This window comes from Promicromonospora citrea (assembly GCF_013004695.1).
GTDB classification, from domain to species: Bacteria; Actinomycetota; Actinomycetes; order Actinomycetales; family Cellulomonadaceae; genus Promicromonospora; species Promicromonospora citrea.
The window spans coordinates 22953-36868 of the sequence record NZ_JABEMG010000035.1 but is presented as its reverse complement, the minus strand read 5'-3'; the positions used below and the strand labels follow the sequence as shown (position 1 = coordinate 36868).

Below are 13916 nucleotides of genomic sequence, written 5' to 3'. Positions count from 1 at the left end.
ACGAAGTCGTTCGCCGGCCAGCCCTCGACGGCGGCCAGCAGCGAGGTGCTGCTCGCGCCGTCCAGCTGCTCGCGGACGATGTCGGCGTGGCCCGCGTGCCGGGCGACCTCGGTGACGAGGTGGACCATCCGGTAGCGCTCGACGGACGGCGTCGGCTCCGTCCGGCCGAACCACGGCGCCGGGGGCTCGAGGGCGTCGCCGCCCGGGTCGGTGGCGTGCCAGCGGTCGAGGAGCTCGGCGCGGACGCGGTCGAGGTCGGCCACCGCGCCGGCCAGCGTCTCGTCGTCGCCGAGCGCGAAGCTCGACTCGAAGCGGGCCCGGTCGTCCGGGGTGGGCGCGCCGTCGGACACGCCCGGGACCTCGTCGATCAGGTCGAACGTGTGCACCTTCTCGGGGTCGGGGCTCCCGGGCGCGTCGTCGTGCTGGGTGCGTTCGGTCACGCCCCGAGGGTAGTGCCCCGCTCCGCCGCCATGGCCGAGCGCCAGGTGACCCGCCCGCCGGTCTGCATGAGCGCCCCGCGGTAGGCCCGCTCGCCGAGCAGCACCGCGCCGACCGTCGCCACCAGGAGGATCGCGAGCGAGAGGAGCGGCTCCCACCAGGCGGCGTCACCGGCGAGCACCCGGACGGGCATCGACACGATGGAGGCGGGCGGGACGTAGGACAGCACGCGTTCGAGGGTGCCGTCGGCCGCGAAGGTGACGATGTAGACGCCCATGAGCAGCATCATCAGCGGGCTGGTCGTGTACTGGAGGTCCTCGGTGCGCGACGCGAGGGACCCGGCGACGGCGTAGAGCGCCGCGACCGCCACGAAGCCGACGGTGAAGAACGCGACGAACCACAGCATGCTGGCCGTCATCGACGGCAGCACGGCCGACAGGTCGGTGAAGGACAGCCCCACGAGGCCGACGGCGGCGAGCACGACGTTCTGCCCGAGGGCGATCACGGAGCTGCCGATGATCTTGCCGGCCAGGAGCTGGCGCAGCGGCACAGCGGTGGCGATGATCTCCACCAGCCGGGACTGCTTCTCCTCGATCACGCTGCCCGCGATCATCGAGCCGGAGCCGACGGCGCCCATGAAGAACAGGAACGCGAGCACGAACCCGGCGAGGAAGACGACCTGGGGGTCGACCGGGTTGCCGTCGAGGCGCTCGGTGGCGACCTCGCTGCCCTCGGTGAGCGCGGACATGCTGGTCCCGGCGCCGGCCGCGCGGGCGGCGAGCACCTGGTCGCGGACGGACGTGCCCAGGAGGCTCACGAGCGTGCCGTCGGGCTCGCGCCACCCGGAGAGCGTCCAGCCGGCGTCCTCCGGCGTGCCGGAGCTGAGCCAGGCGTCGGCGGACTCGTCGACGAGAGCCGCGCGGGCCGCCTCCGCGTCCGCGACGCGCACCACGGTGAGCTCGACCTTGTCGTCCGACGGCACGCCCCCGCGCCCGTCCGCCGCCGCCTCGAGCGCGGTGGCGGCGGACTCGTCGCCCGCGACGACGGCGACGTCGAAGGACTCGGTGCGGTTGCCCATGTAGGAGGTGAAGGCGATGATCCCCGCGACGAAGACGACGGTGACGAGGAGGCCGACGAGGAAGCCCTTGTTGAGCGCGCGCACGACGATCTCGCGCGTCGCGACGAGCATCCAGGCGTTGCGGACGGCGCCGGTCTCTGGGTTGGCACTCATGCCGTCACCTCACGGTAGATCTGGGCCAGCGTGGGCCGGACGGGGGAGAACTCGTGGACGGAGCCGCGTTCCAGGGCGGCGGACAGCAGGCGGGCGGCGGCCGCGTCGTCGTCGAGCTCGAGGAGCGCTGACGGGCCGTCGACGTCGACGGCGCGCACCCCCGGGACGGCCCGGACGAACCCTGCGTCGCCCGAGAGGACGAGGCGGTGCCGCAGGGTGCCCTGGGAGCGCAGCTCGTCGGGCGTTCCCCCGGCGAGCACGGTGCCGCCGCCGAGGATGACGAGCCGCTCGCACAGCCGCTCGACGAGGTCGAGCTGGTGCGAGCTGAACAGCACGGGGACGCCCCGGCGGGTGTGCTCGCGCAGCAGGTCGCCCATGGCGTCGACGGCCGCGGGGTCGAGCCCGCTGAACGGCTCGTCGAGGACGAGCGCCTTGGGCTGCCCCATGAGGGCCGCGACGATCTGCACGCGCTGCTGGTTGCCCAGGGAGAGCTTCTCGACGTGCTCCTTGCCGCGGTCGGCGAGCCCCAGCCGGTCGAGGTGCTCGAGCACCTCGCGGCGGGCGGCGCCTGCCGCGACGCCGCGCAGCCGGGCCAGGTAGACGAGCTGGTCGAGCACCGGCTGCTTCGGGTAGAGGCCGCGCTCCTCCGGCATGTACCCGAACTGGCGGCGGTCCGCCCGGGTGACGGGGGCGCCGTCGAACAGCACCTCGCCCTCGGTGATCGCCAGGACGCCCATGATCATGCGCATGGTCGTCGTCTTGCCTGCGCCGTTGCCGCCGACGAAGCCCGTGAGCAGGCCCGACGCCGCCGTGAAGCTGATGCCGTCGACCGCTCGCCGGGACGTGCCGCCCGAGGCGAACACGCGGGTCAGGTCCCGCACCTCCAGATCGCTCATGGCGCCAACGCTAGGTCGCGCCGACGCGGCGGGGATCCGCCGCGAGGCGGACCGGGTCTCCGCCTGGCGAGGGGGACTCTCGAGAAGGCCGGAGAAATGTCGGAATGTGCACGGCGGGTGCCCTTCTTTCTGCGTCATGGCCAGGTATTACACGCCCCAGTTGCCGAAGTCGTTCTGCCACGTATTGTCCCGAGCGGAACGTCGCAGAGAACTGTGCGGCGCCGAATGCTCATCAGCTGTCCACGGAGAACCGAGCACTGCTCCGGAGGGCGCCTCGCAGTATCTGGACCCGCAGGGGGAGTCAAGCGTGCGCAACCGTCTGATCGTCACAGGAACAGCCGCGGCCATGGTGCTGACGGCCGGGATCGTGGGGGCCGTCGCCGTGCAGCCGTCCGGGCAGGCGCAGGACCGGGAGACCACCGGTTCCGCGACAGAGGCCGACGCGCTGCTCGGCATGCCGCCGACCCTGGTCAAGCGCGACCCGGGCATGAACACGGGGGAGCAGGGCACCGTCGACGTGCGCCCCGGCCCGGAGACCCGGCCGAGCCCGTTCACCTACACGCCGCCGCCGTCGAACGACTACGTGCCGCGGCACATGGCCGACCGGCCCGCGACGCCGGACAGCTCGTACACCCACACGCCGCTACCGGGCCTCGGCGGAGCACCGGCCACGAACCGGCCGACGCAGCCGCCGTCGACGAGCCCGACCCCGGTGCGGCCGACGACGCCGCCCAGCCAGTCGCCCGCGCCGAGCCCGACGCCGACGCCCTCCCCCGACGACCCGTCGCCGACCCCGACGCCGACCCCCTCGCCGGAGGATCCGACGCCGACGCCCGAGCCGACGCCGAGCGACCCGCCGGCCGAGGACCCGACGCCGACGCCCGAGCCCAGCCCCGAGCCGAGCACCCCGGACCCGAGCCCCGAGCCGACTCCTGACCCGAGCCCGGAGCCGTCCGACCCGCCGGCAGGCGACCCGACGCCGGAACCGTCGGCGAGCACCCCGGCGTAGGTCTTTCCTTTCTCCATTCTGCCGATCCTGAAAATCGGTCAGACCGGTGGAATGCGTGCATTCTTCCGGTGCATTCCTGGCTGGTCTTGCGCTGCCTTCGGTCCCTTGTTCCGCGCACAGCCGGGTATTCGGTCGGATGGCACGAGTTCGGTTCTTTGACCGACCGATCTCGCGCCATCCGACCGAACATCGCGGTTGTGCGTGCACGGAGTGCCGCACATGGGCCGCACATGGACACAGAGTGCACGGAACAGAGGGCACGGAACGGAGGGCGGAGCGCAGCAGGCAGAGCGCAGCGCGCCTCAGACCAGGTTGGCGCGGTGGGCCAGCACGACGGCCTGGACGCGGTCGCGCAGGTGGAGCTTGCTGAGCACGTTGGACACGTGGGTCTTCACGGTCGCCTCGCCGAGGTACAGCGTCGAGGCGATCTCCGCGTTGGACAGCCCCGTGCCCACGAGCTCGAGCACCTCGCGCTCGCGCGGGGTGAGCAGACCGAGCCCCGGTGGCAGGTCGGGCGCAGCGGCAGCGCCGCCGGTGCTGCTCGAACCACCACCGGCGCCCGCACCAGCGGCCCCCGCACCACCGGCGCCCGGGCCGCCGCGGTGACCGTCGGCGCCGGGCAGCGTGCGGGGTGCCTCGCCGCCGTCGCCGCCGCGCGCGCCGTCCCGTTCCTGCCCCGCCGCCTGCTCGCCCGCCACCATCTGCTCGATCACGCGCCGGGTGATCTGCGGCGCGAGCAGGGCGTGCCCCGCCGCGACGGTGCGCACGGCCTCCACGAGGTGCTCCGGGTCGGAGTTCTTCAGCAGGAACCCGGAGGCCCCGGCCGCGAGCCCGTCGAACACGTACTCGTCGTGGTCGAACGTGGTCAGCACGAGCACCGTGGCGAGGTCCTCCGCGACGATGCGGCGCGTGGCCTCGATGCCGTCCATGACCGGCATCTGCACGTCCATGAGCACGATGTCCGGCCGCAGCTGCCGCGTCAGCTCGATGGCGGCGGCACCGTCGCCCGCCTCGCCGACCACCTCGATGTCGTCCTCCACCGAGAGGATGAGGGAGAAGCCCGAGCGCACGAGGGCCTGGTCGTCGACCAGCAGCACCCGCGTCATCACGCCACCTCTGTCGAGCTCGCCGGGACCTGTGCCGCTACGGGGGCGGCCACAGCGGCCTCCGCCGGGTCGGGCGCGGGCAGGGGCAGCCTCACCCGCACGCGGAAGCCGCCCGTGGCCCGGGGGCCGATCTCCACGACACCCTGGTGGGTCGCCGCGCGCTCCCGGATGCCGAGCAGGCCGAGGCCCGAGCCCGACGTGCCGCGGCGCGCCCGCCCGTCGTCCAGCACCTCGACCTCCGCGTACCCGTGCGCGAACCGCTCGTCCGTGGGGTCGGCGGCACGGATCACCCGCAGCGTCACCGTCGCCGACCGGGCGGTCGAGTGCTTGCGGACGTTCGCCATGGCCTCCTGAGCCGTGCGGTACAGGCTGAGCCCCATCGGTTCCGGCACCACCGCCACGACCCCCTGGGGCTCCTCGACCTGGCGGAACGTCGCGTCGAGGCCGTCGTGCTCGGCGCCGACGAGGGCGGGCAGGTCGGCGAGGCCGGGCTCGGGCGCACGGGAGGCATCCTGCGGGTGGCCGTCCGGCACCGCACGGAGCGTGCCGACGAGGTTGCGCATCTGCGTCACGCCCTCGCGCGACTCCCGCTCGATCGTGACGAGGGCCTCCTCGGCGCGCGCGGGGTCGCGGCCCAGGACGCGCCGGGCGGCCGCGGCCTGGATCCCGATCACCGACACGTGGTGCGCGACCACGTCGTGCAGCTCACGCGCGATGCGCACCCGCTCGGCGACGACGGCCTGGTCCGTGAGGGCCGCGGCCTGCTTCTCGATGGTCACGGCCTGGGCGGCGAGCTGCTCCCGCCGGCGGGCCGCGTGCCACTGCATCTGGCCCGCCACCACGGCACCGCCGAAGAATGCGACGTTCATGACGAGCTGGTAGACGGCGTTGGCGAGGTAGGGCTCGACCGAGCCGGGCCAGTCGGCCGGCGTCGGGTACGACTCGATGATCACCTCGGCGCCCTGCTGCACGGCGAACATCCAGATGAGCCACGTGAACATCGCGACGACGCACGCACCGACCACGACGAGCATCGCTCGCCGGTCACGGGCCCACGCCACGGCCGTGAACAGCGCGACGAAGTACATGATCTGCATCGGCATCAGCACCGTGACGGCCGGGACGGTGAGCCCGATACCGAGCCACAGCGCGTAGACGAGCACGAGCGACACCAGCGGGAACCGGCGACGCCAGGCCAGCGGGACCATGCTCACCACGCCGAGCAGGTAGATCAGCCAGAGCGGCTCGTCCGCTCCCGTCTCCTCGAACAGCCCCATGCTCCGGCCCAGCTCGACCGAGATCGCGGCGAAGACCATGAACGCACCACCGAGCAGGAGGTCGCGCCGGTAGGCGTCCCGTCCGGCGGGGACACGCTCCCAGTCGACGTCCACGCCGAACCATTCCCGCACGCGGCCGAGCGCGCCCCCCGTGGGGCGCGCCGCGTCGGGCTGCGGGGCATCGGTGTGCGCAGGTGCGTCGGGCATGCCCCCAGCCTAGGAACCCGCGCGCGGCGGCGCTTCCCTCTCGAGGCTGAGTCGCGAGGGCCGGAAGGAGGTGGGTGAATCGACGGACGGAGGTACGGCCCCACCCGAAAGTCGGTGGACAGCACCCGCGCCGTGCCGCAAGGTGACGGCATCGACCTCACGAAGGGATCTGTCCGATGACGTTCTGGATCTGCAGCACCTGCGGCGTGGAGCACGAGACGCGCCCGGACGTGTGCGCCATCTGCGCCGACGAGCGGCAGTGGGTGCCCGCCGACGGCCAGCGCTGGACCACGCTCGACGAACTGGCCGCCCAGGGGCAGCGCATCGAGGTCGAGGAGCTGGAACCGGACCTCTACGGCCTGTCCACGGTGCCCGACGTCGGCATCGGGCCGCTCGCGAAGGTCGTCCGCACGTCGGAGGGCAACCTCCTGTTCGACGTGCCGGGCTTCGTCGACGACGACGCCGTCGCGGCGGTGCGCGACCTGGGCGGGCTGGCGTACATCGTGGCGAGCCACCCGCACATGTACGGCGTGCAGGTCGAGTGGAGCCGCCGGCTGGGCGGCGTCCCGATCCTCGTCGCGGAGGCCGACGCCGGCTGGCTCGCCCGCACCGACGACGCCGTCGAGACGTGGAAGGACGACTGCGAGATCCTGCCGGGCGTGACCCTCACCCAGCCCGGCGGCCACTTCCCGGGCTCCGCGGTGGCGCACTGGGCGTCCGGCGCGGAGGGCCGGGGCGTGCTGCTCTCGGGCGACACGATCTTCGCCAACCCCGACCGCACGTCCGTCTCGTTCATGCGGTCCTACCCCAACCGCATCCCGCTGTCGGGGGCCGTGGTGCGGCGCATCGCCGACCACGTCAGCCGGTTCGCGTTCGACCGGCTCTACAACAACTTCCGCGGCGTGATCCCGGTGGACGCCCGCGGCGTCGTGCAGCGGTCCGCGGAGCGGCACGCGGCCTGGACCAGCGGCGCGAACGACCACCTCACCTGACCCGTACCCGGGTCCGGCCGGAAGCAGCCGGCCGGACCCGGCGGGTCAGCAGCAGCGGGCGCCCGGATCGACGTCCAGGGCCGCGTACCGCTCGCGCCAGTACTCACCCACGGTGGGCACCGGCGCGTCCGGGTGCACACGACGCAGGTGCGCCACGTAGCGCTGGTAGTCGCTCTCACCCAGCACGCCCGTGACGTACCACGTCACGGCGTACCAGCCGCGCCGCAGGACGCTCACGCGTGCGTGCCCGTGCTCAGCCTGTCCGGGTGCTCGTCGTGGTACGCGCTCCACTGGGCCGCCACCTCCTTCTCCGCGTCGGTGGACACGAGGCCGGACGGCGCGAACGTCGACGACGGCGCATCCGGCTCCTCCGTGGTCGGAAGGCCGCCCGCCCGGACCGCCTTGACGCAGACCCAGAGCGCCACGAGCGCCACGACGAGGACGAGCACCGCGAACACGATCGACAGGGTGCCCTGGATGAACGTGTTGCGGATGACGGCGTCCATCGCGGCGGGGTCTGCCGCCGTGCCGAACGACGTCTCGCCCGCGGCACGGGCGTCGCGGAAGGCGGCGTGCTGGGCCCAGTACCCGAGGCTCGGCTCGGGCGAGAAGATCTTCTGGAACGAGGCCGTCATCGTCACGGCCAGGTCCCAGACCAGGGGCACGGCCGGGATCCAGGCCCACCGGACGTAGCCCTTCTTCACGACGACGACGGTGACCACCGCGAGCGCCATCGCCGCCAGCAGCTGGTTGGCGATGCCGAAGAGCGGGAACAGCGTGTTGATGCCGCCGAGCGGGTCGGTGACGCCCATGAGCAGGATCGCGCCCCACAGCCCGCAGACCACGATCGAGCAGATCCAGGCGCCCACGCGCCAGGACGGGTCGCGGAACTTCTTCAGCGGACCGCCGAGGTTGCCCAGAGTGTCGGACAGCATGAAACGGGCCACGCGCGTCCCGGCGTCGACCGTGGTGAGGATGAACAGCGCCTCGAACATGATCGCGAAGTGGTACCAGAACGCCTGGAGGCTCGCGCCGCCCAGGAACGAGCCGAGGATCTGGGACATGCCGAACGCGAGCGTCGGCGCACCACCGGTGCGGGAGATGATCGACTCCTCGCCCACGCTGTCAGCGGCGGCCTGGATCTCCTCGCCGGTGACCGGCGGCCCCGCCAGGCCGAGGCCGTTGACGTAGTCGGCCGCGGAGCCGGGCTCCCCGCCGGTCAGGGTGCCGGGGGCGTTCATCGTGAAGTACAGGTGCTGGTCGATGGAGATGGCGGTGACCAGCGCCATGATCGCGACGAACGACTCGGTGAGCATGCCGCCGTAGCCGATGAGCCGCAGCTGGCTCTCCTTCTGCACGAGCTTGGGGCTCGTACCGCTCGAGATGAGGGCATGGAACCCGGAGAGCGCGCCGCACGCGATGGTGATGAACAGGAACGGGAAGAGCGATCCCGCGAAGGCGGGGCCGTTGCCCTCGATCGCGAAGCTCGACACAGCCGGGGCCTGCACGGCCGGCTGCGCGATGATCACGCCGACGGCGAGCAGGACGATGGTGCCGACCTTCATGAAGGTGGACAGGTAGTCGCGTGGGGCGAGCAGCAGCCAGACGGGCAGCACGGACGCGAGGAACCCGTAGCCCACGATCAGCCAGGCGACGGTCACGGGCTCGAGGGTGAACGTCTCGGCGCCCCACGGGGTGTCGGCGACCCAGCCGCCCGCCACGATGGCGAGGACCAGCAGCACGACGCCGATGACCGACACCTCGGACACCCGGCCGGGCCGGAGGTACCGGAGGTAGACGCCCATGAAGAGTGCGATCGGGATCGTCATGCCCACGGAGAAGACGCCCCACGGCGACTCGGCCAGGGCGTTGACCACCACGAGCGCGAGGACGGCCAGGATGATGATCATGATGACGAAGACGCCGACGAGTCCGGCGGCACCGCCGATCGTCCCCATCTCGTCTCGGATCATCTGCCCGAGCGAGCGACCGCGGCGCCGGGTGGACAGCCACAGGACCAGGTAGTCCTGCACGCAGCCCGCGAGCACGGCGCCGATGATGATCCACAGCGTGCCGGGCAGGTAGCCCATCTGCGCCGCGAGGACGGGGCCGACGAGCGGGCCTGCGCCGGCGATGGCGGCGAAGTGGTGGCCGAACAGCACGCGCCGGTCGGTGGGCGCGAAGTCGCGGCCGTTCTCGTACTGCTCGCCGGGTGTGGCACGGTCGTCCCGCGGTCGCACCACCTTGTACTCGATGAGCCGGGCGTAGAAGCGGTACGCGATGACGTACGTGCCGACGGCGGCGACGACGAAGTACGCGCCGTTGACCGACTCGCCGCGGACGAAGGCGACGAGCGCCCACGCGATCGCGGCGAGGAGCCCGATCGCGGCGAAGACCAGCTTCTTGCCCGTGGTCATGGGGCGGCGGTCGATGACGGCGACCGGGGGGAGGTCCGGGTCTGTCCGGACCAGCTCGACGTGCTCGGGTGAGCGCACAGCGGCCTCCTTGCCGTGAGAGGGCCGGCCCCGTGGGGGGGTCGGGGTCCTGGGGGTTAATTCGTTACCGTGAACTGACCCTAGACGGACAGGAACACCACAGACCAGCCCCTGGCGGGCGCCGGGTGTGGGAGCCTCTCCCCGTGACCCTCACCCTGCCCGCCCCGCTCACCGGCCCGGCGCGGCTCACGGCCGCCGTCCTCGTCTCGGCGTCGGCGATCCTGCTGTTCGCCGTCCACATCCGGCCGCTGGCCTACGTGCCGCTCGTGCTCGGCATCGCGCTGGGCCTGTGGGCCGACCGCGCGCTCGGGCGCGACCTCGCGCTGATCGGCGTGGGCATGGGGATCATCTCGCTGATCTCGCTCGAGGCCGACCTCTCCGACGCGGGCATGCTCCGGTTCACGCTCGCGCTCGGCGGGGCGGTGCTCGTGCCGTGGGCGCTGTCCCGCTTCGTGCTCCGGCAGGACACGATCCGGTTTCCCGTGGCCACGGGCCGCCGCTGGGGGCGCGGGCAGTGGACCTACCTGGTCGTCGTGGTCGCCGTCGGCTACCTCGTGCTGCCGTTCTACTTCCTGGGCTCCGGCGCGTACCTCAACTGGCCCGACCTCGACGGGCCCCAGGACGTCTGGCGCCTCTTCGTGGGCGTGAACGCCGTGGGCATCTGGGACGAGCTGTTCTTCATCTGCGTCGTGTTCGCGCTGTACTGCAGGCACTTCCCGGTGTGGCAGGCCAACGTGCTGCAGTCGATGATCTTCGTGTCGTTCCTCTGGGAGCTGGGCTACCGCGAGTGGGGCCCGCTGCTCACCATCCCGTTCGCGCTGGTCCAGGGCTGGATCTTCGCGCGCTTCAAGTCCCTCACCTACGTCGTGACGGTGCACCTGCTGTTCGACGCCGTCGTGTTCGGCGTGCTGGTGCACGGCCACCACCCGGAGCTCTTCGACGTCTTCGTCACGGCCCCGTAGCGCGGGTCAGCGCGTCTCGTCGTTCGTCGACCCCGGCCCGCCGACCGAGGCCAGCAGGTCGCGCACGTCCTCCACCTCGACCCGGATCGCGTCGGCCTCGGCCTGCGCCAGCGCCACGGCCTCGGGGTCGGTGCCTCCCTCGATCTCCTCGTCCGCCGGCTGCAGCCCGCCGTAGTGGTGCTCGACGAGCGCCGCGAGCAGCGCGATGTCGAAGTCGGTGGACTTCAGCGAGGCGATCCCGTTGATCTGCTCGGCGGTGAGCATCCCGTGGTTGCCGCCCTCGTGCGAGTGGGCCGTCGACCCGGCCCGCGGACCGCTGCCGTCGTCGGGCAGCTCGGTGGTGAGCCCGGCGTCGGCCAGCGCGAGCGCCTCCTTGCCTGCGGCGGGCACGGGGATGTCGCGCGCGTCGAGCCAGTCCGCGAGCTCGCGGACCCGCGCGGCGGACGACTCGCCGACCTCGACGGCGAGCTCGAGCACCTCGTCGTCGTCGGACCGGCCGGGCGCGAGCGCGGCGAGCTGGACGGCCTGCGCGTTGTGCTCGACCGACAGCGTGGCGTAGGAGGAGTCGGCGTCCGAGTAGCCCGCGGCCTCCTGCTTGGCCGGGACGAGCACCCCGAGCCACAGCAGCAGCGCCAGCACGACGGCGAGCCCGCCGGCGAGCACGGCACCCATGACCCGCAGCCGCCGCCCGAGGTTGTAGGCCGAGGCGGGCCGGCCGTCACCGGGCGCCCGGTCCGACGGCGGTGCTGTCTCCTCGGCGGTCGACTCCTGGGGCGTCATGTCCGGGAGGTTCCCACACAACGGGCCGCGGACGCCATCACGGAAACCCCTCATGCCCGACGACGGCGGGGCCCGCCGGCGCGCTGTGCGCACCGGCGGGCCCCGTGACCCAGGTCAGACCTCGGTCAGAACTTCTCCTGCATCTGCGGGTTGAGCGACTTCAGCTTGACCTTCCCGGCCTTGCCGTCGATCGAGTCGTCGATGTCGAACGTGTCGAAACCGATGCCGAGGTCGTTCGAATAGGCGTAGCCGTTGTAGTAGTACGTCGACCACGTGCCGCCGCTGCTCACGCCCTCACCGCGGTCGAACCAGGCGAGCTCGCGCGGCCGCTTCGAGTCGGTGAAGTCGAACACCGAGACGCCGCCCTGGTACCAGGACTGCACCATGATGTCCTTGCCCTTGACCGGGATCAGCGAGCCGTTGTGGGCCACGCAGTTCTCGTTCTCCGTGTTGATGCGCGGGATCTTGTAGTACGACTGGAACTTCAGCTCCGTCTTCCCGTGCTTGCCCTTGCCCTTCTTGATGTCGTAGATGCCGTTGGCACCGAGCTCCGGCGCGAACTCGCCGGTGCAGGTCGCGAGGCCACCGCCGCCGAGCTCGTCCGTGAAGACGACCTTGGTCGCGTCGTTGTTGAACGTGGCCGAGTGCCAGAACGCGAAGTTCTCGGTGTCCCGCACCTGCGCGATGACCTTCGGACGCTCCCGGTCCTTGATGTCCATGAGGATGCCGTCACCCATGCACGCACCGGCCGCCAGGTCGTACTTGGCGTAGGTGGTGATGTCGTGGCAGCCGCTCGTGGTCGAGGCGCTGCGGTCCGGGTCGCCCTCGTAGCCGCCGTCCGGGAAGAGGACGGGCGTCGACACCAGCGTGGCCTTCGTCGGCTGCTTCACCGGGATCTTCACGATCGAGATGAAGTCGTGCGGCGGCTGGCAGTCGGGGAAGGTCGCGTTGGGCGAGTACGACGAGACGTACGCGTACACGTCCTTGCCGTTCTTCGACGGCGCCAGGGAGTGGGTGTGCGAGCCGCACTCCGTCTCGATCGACTTCACGTAGCGCGGCGAGAGCGGGTTGGAGATGTCCCAGACCTTGATGCCCTCCCACGCGTCCTTCTCCGTGGCGGGCATCGAGGTCGAGCTGCAGGAGTCGTCACTGCGGGACGAGTCCGTGGACAGCACCAGGATGTTCTTGTAGACGGAGACGTCGTTCTGCGAGCCCGGGCAGTAGACCTGGACGACCTGCTCCGGGTCGGTCGGGTCGGACAGGTCGTAGACGGTGAAGCCGTCGTAGTTGCCCGCGTAGGCGTACTTGCCCTGGAACGCGATGTCGGACCCCGTCCCCTGCAGCGCGCCGTTCTTCGGCTGGTTGCTGAGGTGGGTGATCTTGTACGACGCGGTCTCGCCCGGCGGGACGTCCGGATCCGCGACGGACGCCGACGCCGCGGGACCCGCGAGGCCCACGGCCGCTGCGGCGAAGATCGCCGTCAGGGCGACACCGGCGGCGCCCCGCGCACGTGATCGGGTAAAGGTTGGACGACGCACAGGCGTCACACCTCCTAGATCGGTTGAGGGCAGTGTTGCTCACAGGGACCTCTCAGGACCAGGACTTTCGCGATCTTTAACATGGTGGTGACAAAACACCACCTAGCCCCCGGAACCGGCGGCGACCCGCTCGCGGCACTTGGTAGATTCCGGCGATGACGTCGCGCGACGGTCACCGGAACCCCATCGGACGGCCAGCCGGCGACACGACCGTGAGCCCGGACGAGAGGACCGCCGTGGGAAAGCTGACAGGGGCCGGACGCCGATCACTCACCCGGATCGCAGCGCTCGGCCTGGCCGTGCTCGGGCCCGCACTGCTGCTCACCGCCTGCACGGCGGACGAGGAGCCCGAGGCGACCCCGACCCCGAGCTCCGTCGTGGTGCAGCCGGGCGGGCCCGGTGAGCCGAACACGACGATCGCGCCGGAGGACTACGAGGGCGCGCCCGACGGGGCCCCGTTCACGAAGGCCGACGCCACGTTCCTCACCGACATGGTGTGGCACCACGACCAGGCCATCCAGATGTCCGTGCTCGCCCCGGAGCGTGCGGAGTCGGATCAGCTCAAGACGTTCGCCGAGCGCATCGACGTGGTCCAGGCCAGCGAGATCGACCTCATGACGAGCTGGCTGGAGGAGAACGACTACCCCGTGCCGCTGACCGCCAAGGGAGGCGACGGCTCCGGCCCGCGCGCCCCGGGGCACGGGCACGACGGCGCGATGCCCGGCATGCTGACCGACGCCGAGATGGGGGCCCTCGAAGACGCGTCCGGCGCCGAGTTCGACCGGCTCTACCTCGAGGGCATGATCCGGCACCACGAGGGCGCCCTCACGATGTGCAAGGAGGTCGCGGCCGAGGGCAGCCAGGAGCGCGTGCTCGAGCTGGCCAACAACATCGCGGCCGACCAGGCCGCGGAGATCGACCGCCTGCGGCAGATGCTCGACGCCCTGTAGCCCGGCTCGACGCCTGTAGCCCGGGTACGACGGCG

General features: G+C 71.8%; 13 protein-coding genes. 4 read left to right on the top strand and 9 right to left on the bottom strand.

Going from position 1 to position 13916, the window contains the following annotated elements:
• The 3 genes from HLB15_RS09335 to HLB15_RS09325 form a co-directional block, all read right to left on the bottom strand.
• A partial coding sequence (locus tag HLB15_RS09335; protein WP_212759679.1) for a mycothiol transferase occupies positions 1-440 on the bottom strand: 440 nt, incomplete at its 3' end.
• The gene (locus HLB15_RS09330) at positions 437-1669 is read right to left on the bottom strand and encodes an ABC transporter permease (protein ID WP_171105019.1); all 1233 of its coding nucleotides are present in this window, start codon (positions 1667-1669) and stop codon (positions 437-439) included. The genes HLB15_RS09330 and HLB15_RS09335, both read right to left, overlap by 4 nt.
• Positions 1666-2565: an ABC transporter ATP-binding protein gene (locus HLB15_RS09325; RefSeq protein WP_171105018.1), complete on the bottom strand. Its 900-nt coding sequence runs from the start codon at positions 2563-2565 to the stop codon at positions 1666-1668. Before HLB15_RS09325 ends, HLB15_RS09330 begins: the two co-directional genes overlap by 4 nt.
• Positions 2566-2872: 307 nt before the next feature.
• Here HLB15_RS09325 and HLB15_RS09320 point away from each other — a divergent pair, with 307 nt between their 5' ends.
• Complete coding sequence (locus tag HLB15_RS09320) at positions 2873-3574, top strand: hypothetical protein (protein ID WP_171105017.1); 702 nt, start codon at positions 2873-2875, stop codon at positions 3572-3574.
• Between the two features lie 302 nt (positions 3575-3876).
• Here HLB15_RS09320 and HLB15_RS09315 read toward each other — a convergent pair whose 3' ends face one another.
• Together HLB15_RS09315 and HLB15_RS09310 are read right to left on the bottom strand one after the other, a co-directional pair.
• The gene (locus tag HLB15_RS09315) at positions 3877-4680 is read right to left on the bottom strand and encodes a response regulator transcription factor (protein WP_171105016.1); all 804 of its coding nucleotides are present in this window, start codon (positions 4678-4680) and stop codon (positions 3877-3879) included.
• Complete coding sequence (locus tag HLB15_RS09310; protein ID WP_171105015.1) at positions 4680-6164, bottom strand: sensor histidine kinase; 1485 nt, start codon at positions 6162-6164, stop codon at positions 4680-4682. The genes HLB15_RS09315 and HLB15_RS09310 overlap by 1 nt, the downstream gene beginning before the upstream one ends.
• Positions 6165-6340: 176 nt before the next feature.
• Between HLB15_RS09310 and HLB15_RS09305 the strand changes: the two genes are divergently transcribed.
• Positions 6341-7156, top strand: coding sequence for an MBL fold metallo-hydrolase (locus tag HLB15_RS09305; RefSeq protein WP_171105014.1), 816 nt, complete (start codon positions 6341-6343; stop codon positions 7154-7156).
• Positions 7157-7201: 45 nt separating this feature from the next.
• Here the strand turns inward: HLB15_RS09305 and HLB15_RS09300 are convergent, their stop codons facing one another.
• Both HLB15_RS09300 and HLB15_RS09295 read right to left on the bottom strand, forming a co-directional pair.
• On the bottom strand, positions 7202-7393 hold the full coding sequence (locus HLB15_RS09300; protein ID WP_171105013.1) for a YbdD/YjiX family protein: 192 nt from the start codon (positions 7391-7393) through the stop codon (positions 7202-7204).
• Positions 7390-9651: a carbon starvation CstA family protein gene (locus HLB15_RS09295; RefSeq protein WP_171105012.1), complete on the bottom strand. Its 2262-nt coding sequence runs from the start codon at positions 9649-9651 to the stop codon at positions 7390-7392. Before HLB15_RS09295 ends, HLB15_RS09300 begins: the two co-directional genes overlap by 4 nt.
• A gap of 143 nt (positions 9652-9794) precedes the next feature.
• On the opposite strand from HLB15_RS09295, the gene HLB15_RS09290 reads away from it, so the two are divergent.
• A complete protein-coding gene (locus tag HLB15_RS09290; protein WP_171105011.1) occupies positions 9795-10613 on the top strand; it encodes a CPBP family glutamic-type intramembrane protease in 819 nt (272 codons plus the stop codon).
• A 6-nt stretch (positions 10614-10619) separates the two neighbouring features.
• Here the strand turns inward: HLB15_RS09290 and HLB15_RS09285 are convergent, their stop codons facing one another.
• The gene (locus tag HLB15_RS09285; protein WP_171105010.1) at positions 10620-11393 is read right to left on the bottom strand and encodes a DUF305 domain-containing protein; all 774 of its coding nucleotides are present in this window, start codon (positions 11391-11393) and stop codon (positions 10620-10622) included.
• Between the two features lie 125 nt (positions 11394-11518).
• Positions 11519-12931, bottom strand: a complete 1413-nt coding sequence (locus HLB15_RS09280) for an LVIVD repeat-containing protein (protein ID WP_229784909.1) — start codon at positions 12929-12931, stop codon at positions 11519-11521.
• A gap of 236 nt (positions 12932-13167) precedes the next feature.
• Between HLB15_RS09280 and HLB15_RS09275 the strand changes: the two genes are divergently transcribed.
• Positions 13168-13881 (top strand): DUF305 domain-containing protein, encoded by a 714-nt coding sequence (locus HLB15_RS09275; RefSeq protein WP_171105009.1) that lies wholly within the window; start codon positions 13168-13170, stop codon positions 13879-13881.
• Positions 13882-13916 lie beyond the last annotated feature (35 nt).